Source organism: Christensenella sp. KGMB01412, assembly GCF_055522415.1.
In genome coordinates, this window is sequence record NZ_JBVFVW010000002.1 from 244517 (window position 1) to 270051 (window position 25535).

General features: G+C 51.3%; 20 protein-coding genes. 16 read left to right on the top strand and 4 right to left on the bottom strand.

The features are described from left to right. Positions 1-16 precede the first annotated feature (16 nt). The 7 genes from ACS5WU_RS04230 to glmM all read left to right on the top strand — a co-directional run bounded on the left by ACS5WU_RS04230 (position 17) and on the right by glmM (position 7565). A complete protein-coding gene (locus ACS5WU_RS04230; RefSeq protein WP_059108676.1) occupies positions 17-1558 on the top strand; it encodes a sugar ABC transporter ATP-binding protein in 1542 nt (513 codons plus the stop codon). A 14-nt stretch (positions 1559-1572) separates the two neighbouring features. After that, the gene (locus ACS5WU_RS04235) at positions 1573-2541 is read left to right on the top strand and encodes an ABC transporter permease (RefSeq protein WP_302759944.1); all 969 of its coding nucleotides are present in this window, start codon (positions 1573-1575) and stop codon (positions 2539-2541) included. A gap of 66 nt (positions 2542-2607) precedes the next feature. Continuing rightward, on the top strand, positions 2608-3348 hold the full coding sequence (locus ACS5WU_RS04240) for an SDR family NAD(P)-dependent oxidoreductase (protein ID WP_059108674.1): 741 nt from the start codon (positions 2608-2610) through the stop codon (positions 3346-3348). Between the two features lie 28 nt (positions 3349-3376). Then, entirely contained in the window at positions 3377-4387 is a 1011-nt protein-coding gene (locus ACS5WU_RS04245; RefSeq protein ID WP_059108673.1) for a Gfo/Idh/MocA family protein, read from the top strand. An 80-nt stretch (positions 4388-4467) separates the two neighbouring features. After that, complete coding sequence (locus ACS5WU_RS04250) at positions 4468-5196, top strand: glucosamine-6-phosphate deaminase (RefSeq protein WP_302759945.1); 729 nt, start codon at positions 4468-4470, stop codon at positions 5194-5196. 20 nt (positions 5197-5216) lie between these two features. Next, the gene (locus ACS5WU_RS04255) at positions 5217-6209 is read left to right on the top strand and encodes an N-acetylglucosamine kinase (RefSeq protein WP_302759946.1); all 993 of its coding nucleotides are present in this window, start codon (positions 5217-5219) and stop codon (positions 6207-6209) included. 9 nt (positions 6210-6218) lie between these two features. Further along, positions 6219-7565 (top strand): phosphoglucosamine mutase, encoded by a 1347-nt coding sequence (gene glmM / locus ACS5WU_RS04260; RefSeq protein WP_302759947.1) that lies wholly within the window; start codon positions 6219-6221, stop codon positions 7563-7565. A gap of 82 nt (positions 7566-7647) precedes the next feature. On the opposite strand, the gene ACS5WU_RS04265 is transcribed toward glmM, so the two are convergent. The 4 genes from ACS5WU_RS04265 to ACS5WU_RS04280 form a co-directional block, all read right to left on the bottom strand. Further along, positions 7648-9654, bottom strand: a complete 2007-nt coding sequence (locus ACS5WU_RS04265; RefSeq protein WP_046444065.1) for a heavy metal translocating P-type ATPase — start codon at positions 9652-9654, stop codon at positions 7648-7650. Between the two features lie 154 nt (positions 9655-9808). Beyond that, the gene (locus ACS5WU_RS04270) at positions 9809-10279 is read right to left on the bottom strand and encodes an RpiB/LacA/LacB family sugar-phosphate isomerase (RefSeq protein ID WP_052740533.1); all 471 of its coding nucleotides are present in this window, start codon (positions 10277-10279) and stop codon (positions 9809-9811) included. Between the two features lies 1 nt (position 10280). Further along, positions 10281-11255, bottom strand: a complete 975-nt coding sequence (locus tag ACS5WU_RS04275) for a transketolase family protein (RefSeq protein ID WP_302759948.1) — start codon at positions 11253-11255, stop codon at positions 10281-10283. A gap of 18 nt (positions 11256-11273) precedes the next feature. Next, complete coding sequence (locus ACS5WU_RS04280) at positions 11274-12101, bottom strand: transketolase (RefSeq protein WP_302759949.1); 828 nt, start codon at positions 12099-12101, stop codon at positions 11274-11276. Positions 12102-12785: 684 nt separating this feature from the next. Here ACS5WU_RS04280 and ACS5WU_RS04285 point away from each other — a divergent pair. From ACS5WU_RS04285 to ACS5WU_RS04325, 9 genes are all read left to right on the top strand, one after another. Beyond that, complete coding sequence (locus tag ACS5WU_RS04285) at positions 12786-13757, top strand: thiamine pyrophosphate-dependent dehydrogenase E1 component subunit alpha (RefSeq protein WP_059108668.1); 972 nt, start codon at positions 12786-12788, stop codon at positions 13755-13757. 34 nt (positions 13758-13791) lie between these two features. After that, complete coding sequence (locus ACS5WU_RS04290; RefSeq protein ID WP_302759950.1) at positions 13792-14763, top strand: alpha-ketoacid dehydrogenase subunit beta; 972 nt, start codon at positions 13792-13794, stop codon at positions 14761-14763. A 122-nt stretch (positions 14764-14885) separates the two neighbouring features. Next, the gene (locus tag ACS5WU_RS04295) at positions 14886-16253 is read left to right on the top strand and encodes a 2-oxo acid dehydrogenase subunit E2 (RefSeq protein WP_046444070.1); all 1368 of its coding nucleotides are present in this window, start codon (positions 14886-14888) and stop codon (positions 16251-16253) included. Positions 16254-16268: 15 nt separating this feature from the next. Continuing rightward, complete coding sequence (gene lpdA, locus ACS5WU_RS04300; RefSeq protein ID WP_302759951.1) at positions 16269-17963, top strand: dihydrolipoyl dehydrogenase; 1695 nt, start codon at positions 16269-16271, stop codon at positions 17961-17963. A 52-nt stretch (positions 17964-18015) separates the two neighbouring features. Then, positions 18016-19503 carry a sugar ABC transporter ATP-binding protein gene (locus ACS5WU_RS04305; RefSeq protein ID WP_302759952.1) on the top strand — a complete coding sequence of 496 codons (1488 nt, stop codon included), beginning with the start codon at positions 18016-18018 and terminating at the stop codon, positions 19501-19503. 29 nt (positions 19504-19532) lie between these two features. Then, a complete protein-coding gene (locus tag ACS5WU_RS04310; protein ID WP_082674766.1) occupies positions 19533-20522 on the top strand; it encodes an ABC transporter permease in 990 nt (329 codons plus the stop codon). 72 nt (positions 20523-20594) lie between these two features. After that, positions 20595-21680, top strand: a complete 1086-nt coding sequence (locus tag ACS5WU_RS04315) for a sugar ABC transporter substrate-binding protein (RefSeq protein ID WP_302761697.1) — start codon at positions 20595-20597, stop codon at positions 21678-21680. Positions 21681-21998: 318 nt separating this feature from the next. Then, positions 21999-24464, top strand: a complete 2466-nt coding sequence (locus ACS5WU_RS04320) for a glycyl radical protein (RefSeq protein ID WP_465088964.1) — start codon at positions 21999-22001, stop codon at positions 24462-24464. Between the two features lie 88 nt (positions 24465-24552). Then, entirely contained in the window at positions 24553-25440 is an 888-nt protein-coding gene (locus ACS5WU_RS04325) for a glycyl-radical enzyme activating protein (RefSeq protein WP_302761701.1), read from the top strand. Positions 25441-25535 lie beyond the last annotated feature (95 nt).

The window sequence follows — 25535 nt, forward strand, 5'->3', positions numbered from 1 at the left end:
AGGGCAGGTAGCAATTATGACACATGAAATTCTATTTGAAGCAGAAAAAATATCAAAAAAATTTGGTGCCCATTATGCGCTTCGCGACATATCATTTGAAATACGCTCAGGCGAAGTATTGGGACTCATAGGAGAGAACGGCGCCGGTAAATCCACGCTGTTCAAGATCATAAACGGCGTGCAGCCGCAAACCTCCGGCGAAATGAAAATGAGGGGAACCGCCTTCACGCCAAAAAATGCGGATGACGCGCACTGTGCGGGAATCGGAATGGTTTTCCAGGAACAGTCTTTGATTACAAACCTGACAGTTGGACAGAATATTTTCTTCGGGCAGGAAAAAAGATTTCGTAAAAATGGATTTATCAACTGGAAGCATATGTATCAGGAGGCGGAAAAAGCTCTTGAAATCGTAGACCTTTCCCACATCAATCCAAAGACAAAGGTTGGTGACCTGCAGTTCTCCACCAGGCAGATGGTTGAGATTGCAAAGGTTTTCAACCTGGCAATGGGCGAAAACTGCGGCAGGAGCAAGGATGAAAAAGCAATCATCCTTCTGGACGAGCCGACCTCGATCCTGAACGACGAAGAAGTTGGCAAGCTTTTCGACCTGATCGAGCATATCAAGGCGGAAGGGCACGGAGTCGTATTCGTATCCCACAGGCTGGACGAGGTGCTGAGGATCACAGACCGTATTGTTGTTTTCCGCGACGGTGAAAATACCGGCGAGGTGCAGACAAAGGATGCGGACGAAAATAAGCTGTATGAAATGATGGTGGGCCGCGCCACATCGGGCGAATACTACAGGATCGCTCGGCAGACCACTCCCGGCGAAAACGTGGTGATGAGCGTAAAAGACCTTTCGATGTATGGGGAATTTAAGGATGTATCCTTTGACCTGCATAAGGGCGAGGTTCTGGGAATTTGCGGTGTGGAAGGCTCAGGGAAGGAAAGCCTGTGTTCTGTAATTGTCGGCGACGACAAACCGACCGAAGGCACGATTACAGTAGGCGGGAAGCCTTGCAGGTTCACCGCTCCCAACCAGGCGCTTAAAAACGGGATACTCGGAATACCCAAGGAGCGCCGCGACGAAGGGATCATCGGTATCCTCAGCATCAGTGAAAACGTATGCGTTTCCAACTACGACGTTGTAAAACAAAAGGGAATTTTGTCCAAGAAGTTGCAGGATAAAGCGGTTGACGACCTCATTAAGAGACTTAACATCAAGTGCGGGGACAGGGAAGAGCTGGTGGAAAGCCTTTCCGGCGGCAACGCGCAGAAGGTTTTGTTTGCAAGGCTTATCCTGAGCGGCTCGCACATCCTTGTCCTGAACCATCCGACAAGGGGTGTGGATATCGGTGCAAAAGAGGAAATCTATTCCCTGATCCGCGACGTTACGGAGCGCGGCATATCGGTGGTACTGCTCGGCGACACGCTTGACGAATGTATCGGGCTTTCCAACCGCGTCATCATCATGAAGGATGGCTTTGTGACGGGCGAAGTGGGAGCGGGCAAAGACAATAAGCCGGACCAGGTTGAAATTGTCAAATACATGATGTAAAGGGGATGAAGAAAATGAAAGCACCATCTATTAAAACAAACCAGAAGTTTTCAGTTGCAAATTTCATCGGCCTGTCTGCGCTTGTCATATTGATTGTAGTCATTGGGATTATCAATAACAGGTTTTTTCTCCCGCAGAATATTACCGATATGCTGGTAAGCCTGAGCACGCTTTTGGTACTCGGCTGCGGTATGACGTTTGTACTGCTCACCGGGGCAATCGACCTTTCGATCGGCGCGATTTACGCGTCCTGCTCGGTACTCCTTACGCTGATGATGAGCGACGGTATGGGAGCCTTCTCGTTCGTATTGGCAATACTGTTTGGAATCGGCGCGGGCGCGCTCAATGGAATACTGTACACGAAGCTTCGGATTCCGTCGTTTATTACGACGCTGGGTACGATGAATATCTGGCAAAGCTTTGCACTGCTCGTTTCCGGATCGGTACCTTTGCAGGTGAAGCCGGATAACTATTGGATGATCGATTTTGCAAAGATCAACCTGGGAGTGATCCCGCTGCTGTTTGTGATCGCGCTTGCGGTATTCGTAGTCGCTTACCTGATCCAGAAATACACAAAGTTTGGAAGGTACACCTTTGCAGTGGGGGCAAACGAACGCTCCGCACGGCTTGCAGGGGTGAATGTGGATAAGGTGAAGATTACGACTATGCTGTTTGCGGGCCTTTGCGCTGCAATCGCGGGAATTATGATTACAGCGAAGCTCAAGAGCGGTATTCCAACCGTAGGCGACGCAGTTACGCTGCAGGTAATCGCGGCGTGCGCGCTCGGCGGAACAGCGCTTGCGGGCGGTAAGGGAAATATCCTGTTTGCACTGCTTGGCTGTGCAATCGTAGTGGTGATCAACAACGGAATGAATATGGTCGGCGTGGATATGACGATGCAACAGGTGGTATTCGGTTCGCTCGTTATTGCGGCGGTATGCCTCACGGCAGACCGTTCCCGCAAGGAGCAGATCATCAAGTAACCATATTTTAACAGAAATAAGTTTTGGTATCACGTATAATAAATCTAAACAACGGAGGAAATAAACATGAAGAAATTTGACGGGAAATTATTGGTTGTAACCGGCGGCGCATCGGGGATTGGAAAAGCAACGGCGCTGTTGCTTGCAGAAAACGGAGCTGACGTAGCGGTTGTAGACCTCAACAAAGAGGCTGCGGAAAAAGCCTGCGAGGAAATCCGTGCGCTTGGCAAGGAAGCAAAGGCCTACGGGTGCGACGTTGCCAACTACGATATGGTCGTTAAGACCGTGGAGCAGATTGCAGCCGATTTTGGCCACATCGATATCCTCTTTAACAACGCGGGAATCGCGCCGCGCGGAAATGTGGACACCATGTCCGCAGAGCAGTGGGACAAGGTGATCGCAGTATGCCTCAACTCGATGTTTTACATGACAAAGGCATGCGCAAAATACCTGAAGCAGAGCAAGGGCAATATCGTTAATACAGGCTCCGACTGCTCGATTCACGCAGAGCCGAATCTGGCTGCATACTGTGCGGCAAAGGGCGCGGTTGTAATGCTTACAAAAGCGCATGCGCTCGATTTCCAGCCTTTTGGCGTGAGAGTCAACACAGTACTGCCGGGCGATCTGGATACGCCCCTCAATGTGGATGCGCTTCGTGCGGATGGCGTGGATGTAGACAACATGGATAAATCCGGCTGGCAGAAACCCATCGATATCGCAAAAGCCGTTATGTATTTTGCGGATAACGACAACGACCAGGTATCGGGGAACTTCCTTTCGGTACGCGGCGTAAACCAGTGGATTTAAAACGGTAAAAAATCAGGAGGATATAGCTATGAAATGGGGCATCATTGGAACAGGCGACATCGCGGATTGCGCGTTCATGCCGGGTTTTCGCCAGGCAGAGGATTGCGAAATGATCGCGGTTGCGGATAAATTTCCGGAAAAGGCTCAGGAGTTTGCAAAAACGCACAACATTCCTAAGGCTTATGATACGATTGAGGAATTGCTTGCCGATCCGGAGGTTGAAATCGTTTATATTGCAACGCCGGTGTTTGCACACTGCGAGCTGGCGGTAAAGGCGGCAAATGCCAAAAAGAACATTTTGCTGGAAAAACCGATGGCGATGAACGTGGAAGAATGCGAGAAAATAGAAGAAGCGGTAAAAGCAAACGGCGTAAAAATCCAGATTGGGCATATGCTGCGTTTCCATAAGGCGCATCAGCACATCAAAGAGCTGATCGACAATGGAGACCTTGGAAAAATCGGTACGGCGCATTCGCAGATGTCTTATTACCGCGGCGAATACGGCCCGGACGGCGAGCCGCTTTGGCTGGCGCGCAAGGAACTTTCAGGCGGAGGCTCGATGCTCGATATGGGCGTGCACTGCGTGGATTTGATGCGGTACTGGCTTGGCGATGTAAAAGAGGTGATTGCGTTTGCGGACACCATTGGCAATGAGCTGAGCGATAAGTATTCTGTAGAAGACATCTGCACGGCGGTATTGAAATTCGAGAACGGAGCGCAGGCCGTTGTAGACGCGACGGTTGTTACGGAAAACTGCCGTTATATGTGTGAGGTATACGGATCGAAGGGCTCTGCATACGGCATAGGTACGGTATTCCGCAATCCGGACGGGCAGTGTGTGGTCAACATCGGCGGCGAACAGGAATACGAATATGAGCCAAAGAACCTGTTTGCAGCCGAAATCGAAGCGCTTCAGGATGCGATCAAAAACGATACGCCCACCAATCCGGGCGCGCAGGACGGTAAAAAGGCCGTGGAAATTGTTTTGGCGTGCTATGAAGCCAGCGACAATGGAAAGACGGTTGTTTTAGGAAAATAAAAGGAAAAAAGTAATAGAGTGACAAAAAGATGCCCGGCGGATGGTTTGTCCGCCGGGCATATGTACTGGGGAGGTAACACGTGAAGTTTATCATCAAAGATAATTATGAGGAAATGAGCAGGGAAGCTGCGGACATGATGGCGCAGCTTTTGAAGGAGAACCCAAAGCTTGTGGCGGCGCTGCCTACGGGAGGAACGCCTGAACGCCCGCTGGAGCTGTTTGCACAAAAGCATCAGGAGGAAAACCTCGATTTCAGTAAGATGAAATCCTTTAACATAGACGAGTATATTCCGCTCGCGAAGGACAATCCGCAGGGATATTATTATTTCCTGAACAAATATCTTTACAGCAGGGTAAATATCAACTATGACAACACCTTTGTGCCGGACATAACCAAGGATATCGATACGGCCTGCGCGGAATTTGAACAAAAGATCGAGGATGCGGGGAACCTTGATTTTATTTTACTGGGCATTGGCAACGACGGTCACATCGGTTTCAACGAGCCCGCTCCGTATTATTATGAAAAGACACACCTTGTGGACCTTGATCCGGATACGATTGAAGCGAATTCGCGGTTTTTTGATCATATCGACGATGTGCCCACACAGGCGATTACGCTTGGTATGGCGACGATCCTCAAAGCGAAGAAGATCGCATTAATCGCCAACGGCGAAAAGAAAGCGAACGGGATTCGCAAGCTGTATGAGGAAAATACGATCTATCCGGAATTTCCGGCGTCCTTCCTGCGGCTGCACAGGGACGTAACGATAATCGTGGACCGGGAAGCGGCGAAATACATTCTTTGAGAAAACGGGGAACGTGCAAAATGCGTAAATACATACTGGGTATAGACGGCGGCGGTACAAAGACAGACTGTGCGCTGTTCCGCGCGGACGGGACATTGATTGAATATTTGCAGTGGGGAACCACGAGCCACGAGTTTATGCCGGGCGGCTACGGACAGCTTCGGCAGGAACTCCAAACGTTATTGGACCGGATACGCACTCAAAACGGAATCAGCTGGGAAGAGACGGAAGCTGTGTTTGGCATGGCGGGCGTAGATTGTAAGGCCCAGCAGCAAAAGATAGCGGGATTTATCGAGGAATGCGGACTTACGCATTTTCATTTATGCAACGATTCCTTTCTGGGAATCAAGGCGGGTTCGCCGGAACAGTGGGGAATCTGCACGCTAAACGGCTCGGGAACCGGCGCGTGCGGGATCGATCCGCAGGGACGGCAATGTAACCGCGGCGCGCTTTTCGAACTGACAGGCGATTATGCGGGCGGGAAGGTGCTTGGCTCGGAGGTGGTGCATTATGTGTACGATATGCTGTTCCGGAACGGCAGAAAAACGTGCATGGCGCAGCTGCTTTTTGCATGTATGGGCGTATCGGACCGCGACGCGCTGATGGAGAAAATTATATGCGGCGTGAGCGAGCATACGCTGGAGCCAAAATCTTTTGCGCCGATATTATTTGAAGCGGCGTGTATGGACGACGAGGTTGCGCTGGAAATCCTGGAAAACTGCGGCAAGCAGAATGCAAAGGATATCTGCGCGATTGTAGACGAGCTCGATTTCCCGCAGGACAGGCCGATTCCGGTGGTTATGCTCGGCTCCCTTTACACCAAAGGAAAAAACGGACGCATTATCGAGTCCCTTACCCGCAATCTGTGCGGGGAGAAAGCGGAAGGCGGCTTTACATTCATCAAGCTGGAGCATCCCCCGGTAGTGGGCGCGGTAGCATGGGCCATGGAGCGCGCTGGCTGTGCGTATGACAAAGAAAACCTGATACGCCAGATTACCGCGTGCTGCAAATAGGGAGCGCATATGGCAAGGTTATTTGGCACGGACGGCGTGCGCGGCATCGCAAACGGGAAATTGAATGCAGACCTCGCGTATCAAATGGGCAGGGCAGGTGCATACTGCCTTACAAACGCGGTGCATAAGGCAAAGATATTGATCGGCAGGGATACGCGGATTTCAGGGGACATGCTGGAAAGCGCGCTTGTGGCGGGCGTTTGCTCGGCGGGAGCGGAGGCCGTCGTTGCGGGAGTGATCCCAACTCCTGCCGTCGCATACCTGACGAAGCATCTTGGCTGCGACGCAGGGGCGATGATTTCCGCGTCGCACAACCCGGTGGAATACAATGGAATCAAGTTTTTCAGCATGGACGGATTCAAGCTGGCGGACAGTATTGAAGACCGGATCGAAGCGCTGATCGCAACCGGCGGGCAGGAGATTCCCGCCCCTTCAGGCATGGAGATCGGCAGGCGCGTACGGCATAAAAACGCGGAGCGCGAATATGTGGATCACATTGAATCACTTGCAAAAATGCCGCTCGACGGGCTTATGATTGTGCTCGACTGCGCGAACGGAGCGTCTTCAGCGGTTGCGCCGGAGCTGTTCAAACGCCTGGGTGCAAAGGTGCATGCCTGTTACCACATGCCGGATGGAACCAATATCAACGAAAATTGCGGCTCCACTCATCCGGAAAGCCTCGCGACGCAGGTGCGGGAAATGGGAGCCGATGTTGGCCTTGCGTTCGACGGGGACGCCGACAGGCTGATCGCGGTGGATGAAAACGGAGCGATCCTGAACGGCGATCAGGTAATGACGATCTGTGCAATCGACCTGAAAAACGAAGGAAAACTTGCGCATGATACGGTAGTAGCGACGGTGATGAGTAACATGGGCATGGAGCTTGCGCTTAAAAGGGAAGGAATACGCCTTTTACGCTCGGACGTGGGGGACCGGTATGTGCTTGAAAAGATGCGGCAGGAAGGCTGTAATTTTGGAGGGGAACAGTCCGGACATGTCATTTTTCTTGACGAAAGCACAACGGGGGACGGTATCCTTTCCGGTCTCCATCTGGTATCGGTCATGAAAAAGCGCGGAATGAAGCTTTCGCAGCTTGCCCGTGTGATCAGTATTTTGCCACAGGTATTGGTGAACGCAAGAGTATCTGAAAGCAAAAAGCATTTTTATGCGGAGGATGAACAGATTTGCAGGGAAATCGATTTGCTTGAGCAGCGCATGGCGGGTACCGGACGGGTACTCATCCGAACCTCAGGCACAGAGCCGCTTGTACGCGTAATGATTGAGGGCGAAGACAGCGGGCAGATCACAGAGCATGCCGTGAGGCTTGCGTCGCTCATCGAGCAACAGCTGGGATGATCAAAAGAGGGTTTCAAAAAAAGGCCTGCCGTATGAAAATACGACTGGCCTTTTTTGGTTGCTTTCCAATCATGGTGCTTGACTAATCGATTTTGAGCGTAACCGCATTGATTGCCACGATAATCGTACTCAAGGACATCAGCGCCGCGCCGACCGCAGGGCTGAGCAGAATACCCGCGCCCGCAAGCACGCCTGCCGCAAGCGGGATTGCCACGATATTATAACCCGCGCCCCACCACAGGTTCTGTACCATTTTACGGTTTGTATTTCGTGCGAGGGACAGGAAATGCAGGATATCGGCGGGATCGCTGCGCACAAGGATCACGTCGGCAGAATCGATTGCCACGTCCGTTCCCGCGCCGATGGCAACGCCGATATTTGCCCGCGCAAGACTGGGCGCGTCGTTGATACCGTCACCGACCATCATTACCGTGAGGCTCTCTTGCTGGTATTCCCTGATGATGCGTTCCTTGTCCTCCGGCAGGAGGGAAGCGTGTACGTCGTCTATACCAAGGCTTTTGGCAACAGCCTGCGCGGCGGCTTCATTGTCGCCGGTAAGCATCACAGGCCGGATGTTTCGTTGCTTTAACGCGTCTATCATTTCCTTTGCGTGGGGCTTGATTTCATCTCCCTGCGCCGCCAGCCCGGCAACTTTGCCGTCTACTGCCAGAAAGCTTACGGTATAGCCTTTTCCGGAAAGCTCTGCAAAGACCTGTTTATCGTAAGGGAGATTGTTCCGGTCAAGATAGGAGGCGCTCACAATGCTGAGTTTTTTGCCGCCCAGCGTCCCTTCAAGGCCAACGCCCGGAACGTTTTTGACGTCATCCGCGCCGGACAATTTGATGTTTTGGTCGTGCGCTTCCCTGAGGATGCCTGCTGCCAGCGGGTGATTGGAATTTTGTTCCAGCCCGCCCATCATAGCGAGGATATCCGTTTCATTAAGGCCGGATTCGAACGAAAGAACCTTAGTGACGCGGAAGTTGCCTTCCGTGAGCGTGCCGGTTTTATCCATCATGATTACATCGACTTTTTTGGCTGTTTCAAGCGCGCGCCTGTTACGCACCAAAAGCCCGTTTTTTGCGCCAAGCGATGTGGAACGCGCCGCAACGAGCGGGATTGCAAGGCCAAGCGCGTGGGGGCAGGCAATCACAAGGACCGTTACCATTCTGGTAAGCGCAGTGTCCATATTGCGGCTCACAATAAGCCAGACGACAAGCGCGGCGATTCCGGCAAAAAGCGCGGCGTAAAAGAGCCATCTTGCAACCTTGTCGGATAGGGATTCGGCTTTTGATTTTTCCTGCTGTGCGCTGTTTACGAGCTGCATCACCTGTGCAAGGTAACCGGACTCGCCCGTACCCGTTACTTTTATGGTAATCGTACCCGCGCCGTTTACAGAACCGCCGATTACTTTATCTCCGGCTTTTTTCGCGACGGCGCGCGCTTCGCCGGTAACCATGGATTCGTTTACAGTGGTCTCGCCTTTTTCGATTACGCCGTCAGCGGGTATTTTTTCACCTGCACGGGTGAGCACGCTTTGCCCGACGGTAAGCTCCTGCAGGGGCACCTCCCGGATGCTTCCGTCAGGCGCTACGACCTGTGCGCTGCCCGGAAGGAGCTCCGCCATTTTTTGCATTGCGTTCCCCGCGTTCATAACGGCGTTCATTTCAATCCAGTGCCCGAGCAGCATAATGTCGATCAGCGTCGCAAGCTCCCAGAAGAAGTCCATCGCGTGGGTGTGGCCGGGATTTGCTTTGGCGGAGATGAACGCATAAACGCTGTAAAAGTAGGCGACTATGATGCCAAGGGAAATGAGCGTCATCATCGCGGGCCGCTTTTCTTTCAGTTCGGATACCGCCCCCTTTAAAAAGGGCATACCGCCATAAAAGAAAAGGACAGAGGCAAGGATGAGCACAATCCACTCCGAACCTTCAAACGTCACCTGAAATGGAAGAGCCATACCCATCATGGGCGATAAAAAAAGAATGGGTATCGTGAGTATAAGGCAAATAAAAAATTTTTTCTTCAGGTTTCCCATATTCATCATATGTCCGCCTTCTCCATGCGCGGGCATATCCATAGGATGTTCCATAACCATAACCGTCCTTTATATTTTAATTAAGATAACCACATCAGGGAATATCAAATCTTTTTTATGGCGCAAACAGGCGGGGCAATCCTGCCCCGCCTGTTTGCGATGTCAATCGTATGTATGTGGTTTTGGATAGAGGATAAACGGTTTTTGATCAGTTGAAAATCTCTGATTCAATATCCTGCACGCAGCAAAAAGATTTTTGCAGGAATTCCGGGCTCGCTTCAGAAAACCCCTCGGAGAATCCTGTTTCCATGAACGCTTTTGCCATTTCAACAGCCTTAAAACCGCCGTTGAGCGTTCCGCCCATGGAGAGTACGTTGCAGTTGTTGATAATGCGGCACAACTTTGCGGTAAGCACGGATTCGCACAAACCGCAATATACGCCGGGGAATTTATTTGCAACGATGTTTACGCCCATGCCGGTACCGCAGAATATAATCCCGCGTTCAAATTCTCCTGAAGAGATTCGTTTGCCGACGTTGTACCCTACATTGTAGTAATCGATTGGGCCGTCGCCTGTGATGTCTTCCACTTCATAACCGCTTGAAAGAAGGTATTTTTTTACGTCTTCCTTGATGGCGAACCCAAGAGGATCCGCACCGATGATCACCTTCATAGCCATTTTACTTTGCCCCCTTTTTTGCCGCTACGGCATCCTTTACATTTTGCGCCAGATTTTCGGCGGTAAGGCCGAAGCGTTCGTAAAGATAGCTTTCCGGGCCAACCTCGCCAAATTCATCCCTGATGCCTACGTGGCGCATAAATACGGGACATTTTTCCGTGACAACCTGCGCCACGGCTTCGCCAAGGCCGCCGTATACGGATGCGTTTTCCGCAGTGACGATTGCACCGGTAGTTTTTGCGCATTCCACGACAAGGGCTTCATCGACCGGTTTGATCGTAAACATATCGACGACGCGTACGGAAACACCGTCTTTTTCAAGAAGCTTTGCCGCCTCAAGCGCCGCCGGGACAAGAAGCCCGCAGGCGATGATGCTTGCATCCGTTCCTTCGCGCAGGATGTTACCCCTGCCAAGCTCAAAATCGGAACCGTCCGCATAAACCCTGACGATTTCCGCGAGGGGCAGCCGGTAATAAAACACGCCTTTTTTATCTTTGGTCTGGTTTAAGACCGAAAGCAGCATCGCATTGTCTGTGATATCAAAAATATACGCATTGGGGATCGTACGCATCAGGCCCACGTCTTCAAACGTCATATGCGTGCCGCCGTTGAAATCCTGACGGACGCCCGGCTCGCTGCCGATGATGTGGATGCTTTTGTCCGCATAAGCGATGGACAGGAATATCTGGTCGAATGCGCGCCGTGTGACAAATGCGGCGAAGCTGTGTACAAAAGGCTTGAAGCCCAGAAGCGAAAGCCCCGCGGCTGCGCCGATCATATTGCTTTCCTGTATGCCGCAGTTGATTACGCGGTCAGGATAATCGGCGCGTACGTCCAGCGCGCCGATTGCGGCCATGAGGTCCGCATCAAGATAGACCATATCAGGATCGTCCCTGAGAGATTGACTGAGAAATTTGGAAAACAGCTCTGTAACAGGCGTCTGCTCCATTGCTCCGTTGTAATCCAGTTGAAACATATGCTTACCTCCTTTGGGTTAGGATAATTTTTTTTCCAGATCTGCAATCGCTTTGTCTGCAAGGCCGGCATCCAGCGCGAAGTGGTGATTGTGTTCGAGCTGTTCGAATTCAGGCACGCCGCTTCCCTTTATACCGTCAAGTATGATGGCGGCAGGACGGTCAGCCCGCTGTTCGTCTGACTTCAAAATTGCATTTTGGATTGCCTGCACATCGCTGCCGTTTACTGTGAGCGTATACCAGCCGAACGCCTCGAATTTTTCAGCGATGCCGCCTGCATCCATAATGTCTTCGACGTAACCGTCTACCTGACGCTTGTTCCAGTCAACAAATGCAGTAATGCAGTTAAGCTTATAATGCGTGGCGTACTGGGCAGCTTCCCAGATCTGGCCTTCGGCGATTTCACCGTCTCCTAATATCGTGAATACGCGGTTATCCATTTTTTTGATCCGGAAGCCCTGCGCGAGCCCCGCTGCGATAGAAAGCCCCTGTCCAAGAGAGCCGGTAGAAACGTCGATGCCCGGGGTGAGAAGCCTGTCGCAGTGGCTGGGCAACCGCGTTCCGGGTTCGGAAAGCGTATCAAGCCATTCCAAAGGGAAGTAACCCTGCAGGGCAAGCGTTGCAAACAGGGCGGGACCTGCGTGCCCCTTAGACATTATGAGGTAGTCGCGGCCCTCCCAGCCCGGATTTTTTGGATCGTATTTCATGATGCTGCCGTAAAGGACTGCGAGAACCTCTACAACGGACATACAGCCTCCCACGTGGCCAAAACCGCGCTTTTTAAGGCATTTGATGTTCTCGATACGGATGTTTGTCGCAAAATCTTTTAATTCCTGAGTCGTTTTCATGTGATTCTCCTTTCTGAATAGAAATGTTTTCCATTTTATCCTATCAAAACATTTGGCGAATGTTTCACAGCCGATGATCCATAATGGTTTTGTGACGTCATGCGAATACAGGCAAATTGAGTGTTCCTTTTTTTTGAGCGCCTGCAGGTTTGTGGGCTTTACAGCGATTCAACCCAATACAGGATTTAAAAGCATCCGATAAATCGCTTGCATATGCAATTTATACCAAAAGCCTGTAACTGGCCTTTTGACAAATTACTATGGTTTCACTATACAAACAAATAAAAATGATTGCTTTTCCTTTTTTGCTCATATTTTTTGAAAAAACGGGACTAATTTGTGCAAAAGTAACGCGGTGAAAAAAGCGCTCTTTTGGCATTTCTGACGCAGGGCAGGAGGAGTAAACAACAAAACCGCCGCGTTTTTTTGACAAGATAAACATGGAGGAGTGGCGGGTGGGTAGCATAGAATGAATGAAAAGAACAAATGCACAAAACGATCTCATCAAGCACGACAAAATTTTATCCTGACAAAATAAAAACTCAAAACAAATTTGGCGATTCCCGGTCACAGCACAGGCGCACGGCGTTTGTTTTGTTGGCGACACTATTTTATGGAAAACAAACGATTTAGGCTTGATAGCACAGAAAAAACAAAACATTAGGATACTTATGGAGGTTTGAAATGAAAAAGAACAAAGAGATGTTACTTAAGATTTACCGCAATGCGGTTGCGATCCGCGCCTTTGAAATGGCGGCGCATGAGCAGTATGCAAACGGGCTGCTGCACGGCTCGGTTCATCTGTACGCCGGAGAAGAAGGCGTTGCGGCAGGCGTTTGCGGCGTGCTCAATAACAACGACTACATTACAAGCACACACAGGGGCCACGGCCATTTGATCGCAAAGGGCGGAGACCTGAAGCTGATGATGGCAGAGCTTTCCGGCAAGGCGACGGGCTATTGCAAAGGCAAAGGCGGCTCGATGCACATCTGCGATATGGAGCTCGGTATTCTGGGCTCGAATGGTATTGTGGGCGCTGGCCTGCCGATTGCGGTAGGCGCGGGCTATGCCTGCAAAACGTTTGGCAAAGGACAGGTTTGCGCGTGCTTTTTCGGCGATGGAGCATCCAACAGGGGAACCTTCCACGAAAGCCTGAATCTTGCGGCGGCATGGAAGCTGCCGGTGATCTATGCGCTGGAAAACAACTTTTACGGAATTTCCGGAAGCCAGAGGGAGCTTACCACGCTTGCAGACCTTTCCGAGCGCGCAAAGGCATACGCAATGCCGGGCGTAACGGTGGAAGGAAACGATATTATGGCTGTGATCGACGCAACGGATGAAGCGGTAGAACGCGCAAGAAAGGGCGGCGGCCCAACGCTGATGGAGTTTAAAACATGGCGCAGGCTGGGGCACTGGGAAGGAGATCCGGATGCAAGGCTCTTTATTTACCGTGAAAAAAAGGAACATGAGAAATGGCTGAAGAAAGATCCGCTCCCCAAATTCCGTAAGGATTTGCTGGACGGCAAATATGCAAGCGCGGCAGAACTTGACGCGATCGAAAAGAAGGTGGACGAGGAAATAGAAGAAGCGATTGAGTTCGCTCAGGAAAGCCCGTGGCCGGATGTTTCGATCCTGACGGAAGACGTATATGTCTGAGCCCAAACAAATATTGAATCAAAGGAGAATCAAGATGAGTAATTTAACATATGGTGAAGCGATCAAAGAAGCGATTGAGCTTGAAATGAAAAAAGACCCCATGGTATTCCTTGCGGGCGAGGACGTAGCAAAGCTGGGCGGCGCATTTGGCGTAACGTCAGGGCTTTATGATGAATTTGGGCCGGAGCGTATTCTTAATACGCCGATCAGCGAAACGGCGATCATAGGGCTTGGCGTCGGATCGGCAGCGCTTGGCATGCGCCCGATCGTGGAGCTGATGTACGTGGATTTTGCGGGAGTCGCTATGGATGAGATCATGAACCAGGCCGCAAAAATGCGTTATATGTTCGGCGGCGTATGCACGATGCCACTTGTCGTAAGGGCGGCCTCCGGCGCGACGGTGCGTGCGGCAGCGCAGCATTCCCAGACGCTGGAAGCAATGTTTACGCATATTCCGGGGCTTAAGGTAGTGATGCCCGCGACGCCCGCGGACGCAAAGGGGCTTCTTTTGACGGCGATCAGGGACGACAATCCCGTAATGTTTCTTGAACATAAGGCATTATACAGCATGAAGGGAGAAGTCCCGGAGGGAGATTACACGGTTCCGTTTGGAAAAGCAAATGTCATGCGTGAAGGCAGCGATATTACGATCGTTTCCTGGAGCATGATGACGCAGGTAGCGATGCAGGCGGCTGGGCAGCTGGCGGAAAAAGAAATCAGCGCCGAGGTTGTCGACCTTCGTTCGCTCGTGCCGCTCGATAAGGAAACGATACTGAATTCTATCAGTAAAACACACCGGCTTGCGATTGTTCAGGAAGCGGTACACACTTCCGGTTTTGCATCTGAGATTGCGGCAATCGTTGCGGAGGAATGCCTCGACGAGATGGATGAAAATATCCTGCGTATCACCGCGCCGGACTGTCCGGTTCCGTACAGCCCTGTTTTGGAGGACGCGTATGTTCCAGGCCCCGATAAAGTGGCGGATATGATCGCGGAGATTTTCTAAAGTGACTGAACATAACGCAGGTTATGTGAAACGTTTGATAAACCGCTTGCATATGCAATTTGCCAAAAGCCTGTAACCAATCTTTTGACAAATTGCGATAAAAGCGCAGGGGAGAGAAAACAATGGCAAATAAAATATATCTGGTCAGGATGGGCCAGACCATGAAGGAAGGAACGATTGTACGCTGGTATAAATCGGACGGCGATTATGTGAAGCCTGGCGAAGATTTGTATGAAATAGAGTACGATAAAGCCTCGGCAAATGTGCAGAGCACCAAGGACGGGTACCTGCATATCGAGGTGGCTGAGGGAGAAACGGTTCCGGTTTCTACGGTAGTCGGTACGCTTCTTACCAAAGAAGAGCTGGAGGCTGGCGGGCAAAAGGACGCGCCTATACCGGCAAAGCAAGAGGCGGCGCCCGTAAAGAGCGCAGCGGCAAGGCAGGAAAAAATGAAGGCGTCTGTTCCAGTAAAACGTATGGCGCGTCAAATGGGGATCGACCTTGCGGATGTTGTCCCCGCAGGATCGGACGGCAGGATCACTGAGGAAGACCTGAAACGTTATCAGGCAGGTGAAGGCCGTGATACAACACAGCGGCAAACGGGCGGGCGTGTGAAGGCGTCTCCGCTCGCGAGGAAGGTTGCAGAGGAGCTTGGCGTGGACCTTGCGGATGTGAAGGCTTCAAAATCGTCCGGGCGCATTGTGCGCGAGGACGTGGAGCGTTACGCACAGGGATTGAAAAGTCGTGAAGCGGCAGCGGAGGAACACGGACAGGCTGTTTTTGCCGCGCAGGAAACGAAGGCGGACAGGCGCGAGCCGATGTCCGGCATGAGGAAGGCTATCGCGCGCAATATGGTGGACAGCTACTTTACATGTCCGGTCGTTACGTATTCGACAGACGTGGATATGTCCGAATTTATGAAGCTGCGCGCAGAACTGAACGAAGAATTCGCGGCACAGGGCGTTAAGGTCAGCGTGAACGATATGCTGATCAAAGCGGTAGCGAAAGCGCTTGAAGCAAAGCCTTATGTAAATGTAAGCCTCGAGGGTGAGGAAATCGTGTACCATTCGGATATCAACATCGGAATGGCCGTCGCAGTGGAAAACGGACTGCTCGTGCCGGTTGTAAATCATGCCGACAGGCTGTCCGTACCGCAGATTTCAGTGGAGGCAAAGCAGCTCATCGGCAAGGCGCAGGAAGGAAAGCTGACAGGCGCGGACATGGCTGGCGGCACATTTACCGTCACAAACCTTGGCGGTATGGGCATCGATATGTTTACGCCGATTATCAGTACGCCGCAGGGAGCGATACTCGGCGTAGGACGCGCCGTGGAAAAACCCGTCGTCATAAACGGCGAGATCACAGTGCGGCCAATGATGGTGTTGAGCCTGACGGCAGACCACCGGGTGATTGACGGCGCTCCGGCAGCGGAATTTTTAGAGGAACTCAAACGGTACATCACAAAGCCGTTCCTGCTGCTGCTTGGTTAAGGGGGAGGATTACGAATGGCAAAAACAGTTGTGATACAAAGAATGGGCCAGACGATGAAGGAAGGAACGCTGGTTAAGTGGCTCAGGAATAACGGCGACACAGTCAAAAAAGGAGAGCCGATTTACGACCTTGAGTATGATAAAGCATCCGCCTCGGTAGAAAGCCCGACAGATGGCATCCTCGAGATCATCGTAGAAGAAGGCGGTACGCATCCGGTAGGAACCGTTGTGGCGAAAATACGCAAGGCAGGCGAAGCGCCGCAGGAACCGGAAAAGCAGAAAAAAGCAAAAACGCCGGCAGTGAAGAACGGTAAATCCGGTGGGAAAACAGCGGATGTTATCGTGATCGGCGGCGGCCCGGGCGGGTACGTCGCAGCGATAAAGCTTGCGATGCTCGGCAAAAAAACAGTGCTCGTTGAAAAGGATACGGTGGGCGGCACCTGCCTGAACCGCGGCTGCATCCCCACAAAGGCTTTGCTGCACAGCGCGCAGGTGCTCAGTACGATCAAAAACAGCGCGGCAGCAGGGATTACAGTAGACGGATACAGGGTGGATACGGGAGCTGTGAACGAACGGAAAAATGGCGTTGTGAAAAAGCTTACGGGCGGCGTCGCGTTCCTGCTGAAAAGCAGGGGTGTGGAGGTGATCGCCGGCACGGCAAACTTTGCGGGAGAGAAGACTCTTCGCGTTACAGACGGCAAGGGAAATGTACAGGAAATCAGCGCTGAATCCATTGTAATCGCAAGCGGGAGCGAAAGCGCAAGAATACCAATCGATGGGATCGATGGCAAAAATGTGATCACAAGCACAGAGGCGCTGGACTTTACCAGCCTGCCAAAAAGCATGGTCATCATCGGCGGCGGAGTCATCGGGATGGAGATTGGCAGCGTATACGCGGAATTTGGAACAAAGGTAACGGTACTGGAAGCACTGCCGAATATCCTTGGCAATATGGACGGAGAGATTGCAGACGCGTTCCGCGTGCTGGCGGGTAAGCGGATGGATATCCACACGCAGGCAAAGGTGACGAAGATCGAGGGCGACGCAAAGATGAAAAGTGTCAGCTTTGAGCAGGACCAAAAGATGCGGAGCGTATCTGCGGAAAAGGTGCTTGTGTGCGTAGGCAGGACGCCGGAAACACAGGCGCTTGGGCTGGAAAATGCCGGGATCGGCATGGAGCGCGGGCGGATTGTGACGGACGATAACTTTATGACAAATGTAAGCGGGGTATACGCGATTGGCGATGTAAATGGGAAGGTGCTGCTCGCACATGCGGCGAGCGCCCAGGGACTGCACGTTGCGCAGCATATCTGCGGAATGGATTCGGAGATAGCGCTTGGCCTTGTGCCGGGCTGTATCTACACCAGCCCGGAGATCGCCTCAGTGGGAAAAACCGAGGAAGAACTGAAAAAGGGCGGCGTGGAATATACGGTTGGCAGGTTCCCGTTCAGCGCAAATGGAAAGGCGCTCGCAATGGACGAACCGGAGGGCTTTGTCAAGATACTTGCAGGCAAAAAGCATGGCGAAGTACTGGGTGCGCATATCATCGGGCCAAGGGCCACGGATATGATCGGCGAGCTCGCGCTTGCAATCAATATGGAATGCACCGCAGAAGAGATAACAAAGACGATCCACGCGCATCCCACGCTTTCAGAGGCAATTATGGAGGCCGCGGAGGACGTATCCGGTCACGCGGTACATAAGCCGTAAGGAAAAAGGCGAAAGAATTGACGAACCAGAACAAACGGGAGGTTAGAACAATATGGCAGATCAGTATGTGCTGAAAATGAATCATATATCCAAACGGTTCGGCGGGACGTATGCGCTAAAAGACGTCAGTATGAAATTTGAAAAGGGAAAAGTAAACGTGATCATGGGCGAGAACGGCGCAGGCAAATCGACTTTGATGCGGATTCTCGCCGGCGCGATCACCAAGGACGAGGGCACGATTGAGCTTGACGGAAAAGAGCTTAACGTAACAGGCCCTTCGGACGCGATCAAGGCCGGGATATCGATGATTTACCAGGAGTTGAACCTGGTTCCTTATATGAGCGTTGCAGAAAATGTTTTTGTGGGGCGGGAACTGGGCGATAAGGGCTTTGTGAATAAGAGGCAACAGGAGCGCGTCAGCAACGAGCTTTTGCGAAACATCGGGGTGGAAATCGATTCGTCTATCCTGATCAAGGACCTCACGATCGCAAAGCAGCAGATGGTGGAAATCGCAAAATCAACGCTATCCGATTCCAAGGTGCTGATTATGGACGAGCCGACCTCGTCGCTTACGGAGCCTGAGGTAGAACAGCTTTTTGCCTGCATTCGCGGGCTGGTGGAAAAAGGCGTTACCATTATTTATATATCGCATAGAATGGAAGAAATTTTCGAGATTGGAGACAACATCACCGTGCTGCGGGACGGAACGTTTGTCGGGCAGTGGCCCATCGAAGAGCTGGATACCAAAACGGTGATCGAGCATATGGTGGGCAGGACGATTACGGAGATGTTCCCCAAGGAAGAGGTGGAGCTCGGCGACGTTGTGATGGAGGTGAAGGGCCTTTGCAAAAAAGGGCAATTCGAAAACCTCAATTTCAAATTGCGCAAGGGGGAAATACTTGGATTCTCAGGGCTCGTTGGCGCGGGACGGACGGAAATGGCAAACGTATTGTTTGGCAAGGAGCGTCCGGACAGCGGGGAGATCATACTCAACGGAAAAAGCATCGCAATCAAATCACCCAGCGACGCGCTGGACCTGCATATGGGATATGTGCCGGAGGACAGGAAGCAGTACGGCCTGAACCTCGCGGGATCCATCAAGGACAACATTGCCGTCACGCAATGGGACAGCATCTCCAAAATGGGCTTTGTCAATAAAAAGGAAGAAAATGAACTGGGAGCGGCGATGGTGGAAAAACTGGGCATCAAGATCGGTTCCCCAAACCACCCGGCAAGCAGCCTTTCGGGCGGTAACCAGCAGAAGATCGTACTCGCCAAGTGGGTGTCGCACGACCTTGATATCCTGATCCTTGACGAGCCGACCAGGGGCGTAGACGTTGGAGCAAAGGCGGAAATCCACAAAATCGTTGTGGAATTTGCCAAAAAAGGCGTTGGAATCATCCTGATATCCTCAGAGCTCCCTGAGGTGATGGGCATGAGCGACCGGATTATCGTCATGCACGAAGGCAGGATTACAGGAGTTGTTTCCAGAGAAGAGGCGACACAGCCGCTTATTATGTCCTATGCGCACGGCGCGTGACGCAGCAAAAACGATTGGAGGAGAAATTTATGAATAAAACAATGAATTCGGGCGAGATGCTCGGAAAGCAAAGCATTGGGAAAAGGATAACTTCTTTCCCGCAATTCGGCATACTGGTCGTATTTATCGGGCTGATCATCATCCTTTGCATCGCGTCGCCCGCGTCCTTTATGACAGGCGACAACTTTATCAGCGTACTGAGGCAGGCCGCGGCGCAGATGGTTGTGGCAATCGGAATGACGTTCGTACTGATACTTGGCGGCATCGACCTTTCGGTAGGTTCCGTAGCAAACCTCTGCGGTACGCTCTCTGCGGGCTTTATTGCCAAGGCAGGCATGGATATGGGGCTGTCGATTGTACTTGCACTGCTTATAGGCCTTGGACTTGGCATCGTAAACGGCATCGTGATCGCAAAGCTCAAAATACAGCCTTTCATCACCACGCTTGCCATGATGAGCACAGCAAAAGGAATTTCACTCCTGTATTCCGGCGGGCTTCCGATCTCAGGACTTCCGGCCGAGTACATGAACATAGGACGCGGATATGTGGGCATCGTACCGATTTCGGTTATCATCATGATCGCGGTGATTGCGATTGCGTGGATCGTGCTTGCAAAAACGAAATTCGGCCGCAGGGTATATGCCGCAGGCGGCAACGAGGAATGCGCGCGGCTTTCAGGAATTAAAGTAGACAGAGTCAAAATACAGGTCTACGCGATCTGCGCGCTGACAGCGGCGCTGACAGGAATCATTTACACAGCACGGCTCGCATCGAGCCAGCCCACCATGGCGGACGGCCTTGAACTTGACGCGATTTCCGCGGTGTGCCTGGGCGGGACAAGCCTTTCCGGCGGGCGAGGATACATCCTTGGCACGATACTTGGGGCGCTGTTCCTGACATTCCTTACAAACGGGCTTAACATTGTGGGCGTGTCCTCTTATTGGCAGCAGATTCTGAAGGGTATCATTCTTGTCGTTGCGGTTGTGCTCTACTCTAAGACGGCAAAGAATAATTCTTAAAGAAAATCATAACAAATTTTATAAAAGTTTCGGTAACAACTATCGAAAAACAAAAAACAAGGAGGAAAAGAAATGAAAAAAACAGTATTGATTGTGGTGTGTGTGATGCTTGCCGCAGCTCTGGTATTTTCCGGTTGTGCGGAAAACCAGCAGGGCGCCGCTTCCGCATCACAGCCTGGGGAAGCCGCCACGGAAGCTTCTGTAGACGCATCGCCAGATGCAGGGGAAACAACGGCGGCAGGCGGCAGCTATAAGATTGGCGTGAGCCTGATGGACTACAACATGCAGTTTTTCCAGGACATGCTGGCTGCAATGAAGGCAAAGGCCGCGGAGCTTGGCGTAGAGCTTGTAGACTTTGATTCACAGCAGGACGCTGCAAAACAGCTTAACGACGTTCAGGACATGGTAAATGCGCTGAAGGTGGATGCGATTATACTGAACCCGGTTGATTCGGCTTCCATTGCTCCTGCAGTGCTTGACGCAAACGACGCAAAGATTCCCGTATTCACGGTAGACGTTGCGGCGGAAGGCGGCGAGGTTGTGTCGCATATCGCTTCAAGCAACGTTGAAATCGGTAAGAAAAACGCAGAAGAAGCGGTAAACTTCCTGAAAGAGAAGAATGGCGATGTAAAAGGCAAGGTTATTGTCGTAACATACGACCAGATTACGTCCATGAGGGACAGGAAGACAGGATGGACTGAAATTATGAGCCAGTATCCTGACGTGGAAATTATTGAAAAATCGCCGATTTCCATCACCTCTGAGGATACGATGACGTTGCTGGAAGACTCGCTTACTACTTACCCCGCAGGCGAGATCGACCTGATCTGTCCGCTCAACAGCTCGAGTACGCTCGGCGTTATGGCGGCTGTGGAAACGGCAAATCGTGGCGGCGACCTCAAGATTATGGGCGTTGACGAGGACGAGGATATTATCGCGGCAATCAAAAAGGACGATGCGTTTGTGATCGGCACGGTTGTGCAGCAGCCGGTACTGATCGGCACGACGGCTGTCCAGGCGGCATATGATTACCTGCAGGGAAAGACGGACATGGAAGCCAACATCGCCACGGACGTTATGCTGGTTACCAAAGCTACCATGGCCGATTATGAAGACACTGTGAAAAAATCCACGGAATATATCGCGGATTACAAGTAAAGTATAATAAAAAACGGGTAAACAAAATCAATATCTAAAGTATAAAAACTCCGGCAAAAGCCGGAGTTTTTATTTGGGTAAAAAAGAAGCAAATACCACAAAAAAGTCAAAGACGGAAATTCGCGAGGCTTAGCCATCTGCGTTTTTTAAAGCGGGGAATAAAAAGATAAAAAATAATAGCGCAAGATTACCGCGTTTTTTTCGCAAGATAATGAAGGAAAAAAAGGCCGCTTTTTTGTAGGATGAAGACAGAAAAGCAAAAGATGATTTACATAACAGAATTACGGACTTCGGTCCGCTTAAAAAGAATCGGTCATCATGAAGGAAAGGAGCTGGAATGACATGACAAAGCTTGTATCGTTAAGCGCTCGCAAACAAATGGATATCACGCCGGACCACGTACTCGTGCCCGGCACACCGGCATACGAACGGGGGCAAAAGCTGAGGCATCAGGTGATCAGCGCGAAAAACTACCTGTGCATCGAACGCGCAAGGCTCGTAACGCAGGTATATAAGGAATATGAAGGAGAAAACATTTTTTCCGTACGCGCGAAAGCGTTTGAAAAGCTAATGAAGGAAATGACGATCTATATTCTGGGGCATGAGCTGATCGTTGGTCATCAGGCGGAAAAACAGCGTAGCGCACCGGTGTTTCCGGAATATGCCGTAGAGTGGATCAGGGAAGAGATCGATATTTTCGAAACGCGGGGACAGGATAAATTTATTGTGCCGCCGGAAGTCCGCCGGGAATTTATGGAAGAAATTTATCCTTTCTGGAAGGGAAAAACCTTTTCAGACAGGGTTATTTCTGAAATGCCGGAGGATGTGAAGCTGCTGAGGAAGGATGCGGTGCTTTACAGCACGGGCGTCCATGAAGAAGGCGGTCTCGGCCATGTGCTGCACGATTACAAGGTCGTGATCGAGCAGGGCCTTAATGGTGTGAAAGAGCGCGTCAATTCGGAAATCGAAAAAATAAACGGCACGGAACCGGATGCAATCGATAAGCTGCACTTTTACCATGCGTGCATCAGTATGTGCGATTCGGTTATTGCATACGCACAGCGCTACAGCCGCCTTGCAATGGAAATGGCAAAACAGGAAAAGGATGCGCAGCGCAAAAAAGAATTGATGGAGATATCGCGTATTTGTGCGCGGGTGCCGGAGTATCCTGCCGAGTCCTTTTACGAAGGGCTTCAGGCGGTCTGGTTTTTGCAGCTTGTCGTCCAGATTTATGACAATGCCGTTTCGATTACGCCGGGACGGTTTGACCAGTTTATGTATCCGCTGTATGAGAAGGATATTACGGAAGGCATGATGGATAAGGTGCGCGCGCAGGAGCTTTTGGAAGCGTTCTGGATTAAATTTTCAGAACCGCTCAAAATTTACCGCGCGGCGGACGCGGCGTCTCACGCAGGCTTTCCAATGGGGCAAAATCTTGTGGTGGGAGGACTCGGAAGGGACGGTAAGGACGCGACAAACGACCTGAGCTTCCGCTGCCTTGAAGCGCACAGCCATATGCTGTTAAACCAGCCAAATTTTTCCGTCCGTGTGCACAACCAGTCCCCGCATACGCTTCTGTTGAAAACCGCAGAAGCAATGAAGCTTGGAAACGGTATGCCACAGCTTGCAAACGACGAGGTATATATTCCGGCGCTGATGAATGTGGGTGTGGAGCTGCACGAAGCGAGGGACTACGCGCCCGTGGGCTGCATCGAATGTTCGCCGCTCAATACATTCGGAAGGCTGAACGGAGGATACTTTAACCTCGCGAAGGTTTTTGAGCTTACCATATCGAACGGTATGTGCAATATCTGCAAAAAGCAGGTATCCGTTAAAACGGGCGGGCCGGAAAGCTTTCGGACATTTGAAGAATTCCTGGAGGCCTTTGACAGGCAGATGGAATATTGTGTGAACAACAATATCAAGTGGAATAATTACCTGGATTCTGTGAGCAAGGACAAGATGCCAGTACCGCTCACCTCCATACTGGTTGGCGATTGCATCGAAAATGGGAGGGACGTCACATGGGGCGGTATGCGCTACAACTGGTCGGCGCCCTATGGAATTGGCATTGCAAACGTAGGAAATTCCCTGATGGGAGTAAAAAAAGCTGTGTTTGAGGACAAGGTCTGCACGATGCAGGAAATGGCACAGGCCCTGGAAACCGATTTTGAAGGAAGGGAAGACCTGCGTCAATATTTGATCAACAAGGTACCGCATTATGGAAACGATATTCCAGAGGTGGACGAGCTTGCAAAGTTTGCCACGGACAGCTTTTTTGACAAGCTGGAAGACCATAAAACCTATTATGGCGGGAAGTTTATCGGATCGCTGGTGCCGGTTTCCTCATTTGTAGCCTTTGGGCTGGAAACGGGCGCGACTGCGGACGGAAGGCACGCGAAGGATCCGCTTGCGGATGGGATTTCGCCGGCGAATGGGACGGATCTTCATGGGCCGACTGCCGTGCTGAATTCCGTATGCGTGCTTGACCACCTGCGTGCGCCCAATGGCGTGATCTTTAATATGCGGCTGGATAAAGGCCCGCTTGAAACGCCTGACGGAATGGAAAAAATGATCGGCCTGATCAGGACATATATCGAGATGGGCGGCGGCCACATCCAGTTTAATATCGTCTCAGGGGATATGCTGCGCGAGGCGCAGAAAAATCCGGAGAAATACAAGGGACTGGTGGTGCGAGTCGCGGGCTACAGCGCATTTTTCAACGAACTGTCGCATGAAGTACAGGATGGCATCATCGGAAGGACCGAACATAAAATCAGCTAACGGGAATAGTGCTTATGCCCTGCATTCTTCCCGGGGAACGGCCCCGGGAAGGGTGTGCGGCGAATGGTAAGCGATGGGAAGTAATGCTATGAAGCAGGGAACTATTTTTAACATACAACGCTACAGCCTCCATGATGGCCCTGGCATCAGGACGATCATTTTTCTGAAAGGCTGCCCTCTGAAGTGCGCATGGTGCTCAAATCCGGAATCACAGCCGCTGCGAAAGCAAGTGGTATTCAAACCGGATTTGTGCATCGGATGCGGCAAATGCTTTTCCTCGTGTCCAACCGGGGAACGGGGACGCGAGCCTTTTACGATATGCGATATCGCGTGCGGGAAATGTGTAAACGTATGCCCCACGGAGGCCCTCGAGATGATCGGCGAAAAGGTAAGCGTAGAGCAGGTCATGCGCGAGGTGGAGAAAGACAGGAGCTTTTACCGTAAGTCAGGAGGGGGAATGACGCTTTCAGGCGGGGAACCGCTGATGCAGGGTGAGTTTGCTTTGGAGCTTATCCGCGCGGCAAAAAAAAGCGGAATTGATACGGCGATTGAAACGACGGGATATGCAAAATGGGAAGCAGCGGAGGAAATTTTTGGCGAGGTGGATCATATCCTTTATGATTTGAAGCATATGGACGACGGGCTGCACAAAAAATACACGGGAGTATCCAACCGCCTGATCCTCGAAAACCTGAAAAAGGTCGCGGCAAATAGGAGCGATGCGCTGATCACACGCATACCGCTCATTGGAATGGTCAATGCGGACGAACAAAACATGAAACGCTCGGCAGAGTTTTTGCAGGAGGCAGGCGTAAGGAAAGTGCATATCCTGCCATATCACAAATACGGGGAAGGAAAATACCACAAGCTATACCGTGATTACGAGCTTCAGGCAATCACACCGGAGGACGTGCAAATTGACAGCATCATAGAGTTGATTCGGGAATATGGGATTTCTGCCAAAAAAAGCGGATGACCTAATTTAATCCAACGGGAAATATATCTATGGTAAAATAATATTATAAAACGTATTAATTTTTGGTTTTTCGTTACGGCAGGGGCGTCCACTTC

What these genes read in the sequence shown, in the direction of transcription:
- ACS5WU_RS04270 (WP_052740533.1), bottom strand. Translation starts at nt 10,279, where the DNA reads ATGGCTATGAAGGTGATCATCGGTGCGGATCCTCTTGGGTTCGCCATC.
- ACS5WU_RS04280 (WP_302759949.1), bottom strand. Translation starts at nt 12,101, where the DNA reads ATGAAAACGACTCAGGAATTAAAAGATTTTGCGACAAACATCCGTATC.
- ACS5WU_RS04285 (WP_059108668.1), top strand. Translation starts at nt 12,786, where the DNA reads ATGAAAAAGAACAAAGAGATGTTACTTAAGATTTACCGCAATGCGGTT.
- ACS5WU_RS04320 (WP_465088964.1), top strand. Translation starts at nt 21,999, where the DNA reads ATGAAGGAAAGGAGCTGGAATGACATGACAAAGCTTGTATCGTTAAGC.
- ACS5WU_RS04265 (WP_046444065.1), bottom strand. Translation starts at nt 9,654, where the DNA reads ATGGAACATCCTATGGATATGCCCGCGCATGGAGAAGGCGGACATATG.
- lpdA (WP_302759951.1), top strand. Translation starts at nt 16,269, where the DNA reads ATGGCAAAAACAGTTGTGATACAAAGAATGGGCCAGACGATGAAGGAA.
- ACS5WU_RS04325 (WP_302761701.1), top strand. Translation starts at nt 24,553, where the DNA reads ATGAAGCAGGGAACTATTTTTAACATACAACGCTACAGCCTCCATGAT.
- ACS5WU_RS04240 (WP_059108674.1), top strand. Translation starts at nt 2,608, where the DNA reads ATGAAGAAATTTGACGGGAAATTATTGGTTGTAACCGGCGGCGCATCG.
- ACS5WU_RS04315 (WP_302761697.1), top strand. Translation starts at nt 20,595, where the DNA reads ATGAAAAAAACAGTATTGATTGTGGTGTGTGTGATGCTTGCCGCAGCT.
- ACS5WU_RS04295 (WP_046444070.1), top strand. Translation starts at nt 14,886, where the DNA reads ATGGCAAATAAAATATATCTGGTCAGGATGGGCCAGACCATGAAGGAA.
- ACS5WU_RS04255 (WP_302759946.1), top strand. Translation starts at nt 5,217, where the DNA reads ATGCGTAAATACATACTGGGTATAGACGGCGGCGGTACAAAGACAGAC.
- ACS5WU_RS04230 (WP_059108676.1), top strand. Translation starts at nt 17, where the DNA reads ATGACACATGAAATTCTATTTGAAGCAGAAAAAATATCAAAAAAATTT.
- ACS5WU_RS04235 (WP_302759944.1), top strand. Translation starts at nt 1,573, where the DNA reads ATGAAAGCACCATCTATTAAAACAAACCAGAAGTTTTCAGTTGCAAAT.
- glmM (WP_302759947.1), top strand. Translation starts at nt 6,219, where the DNA reads ATGGCAAGGTTATTTGGCACGGACGGCGTGCGCGGCATCGCAAACGGG.
- ACS5WU_RS04305 (WP_302759952.1), top strand. Translation starts at nt 18,016, where the DNA reads ATGGCAGATCAGTATGTGCTGAAAATGAATCATATATCCAAACGGTTC.
- ACS5WU_RS04275 (WP_302759948.1), bottom strand. Translation starts at nt 11,255, where the DNA reads ATGTTTCAACTGGATTACAACGGAGCAATGGAGCAGACGCCTGTTACA.
- ACS5WU_RS04245 (WP_059108673.1), top strand. Translation starts at nt 3,377, where the DNA reads ATGAAATGGGGCATCATTGGAACAGGCGACATCGCGGATTGCGCGTTC.
- ACS5WU_RS04310 (WP_082674766.1), top strand. Translation starts at nt 19,533, where the DNA reads ATGAATAAAACAATGAATTCGGGCGAGATGCTCGGAAAGCAAAGCATT.
- ACS5WU_RS04290 (WP_302759950.1), top strand. Translation starts at nt 13,792, where the DNA reads ATGAGTAATTTAACATATGGTGAAGCGATCAAAGAAGCGATTGAGCTT.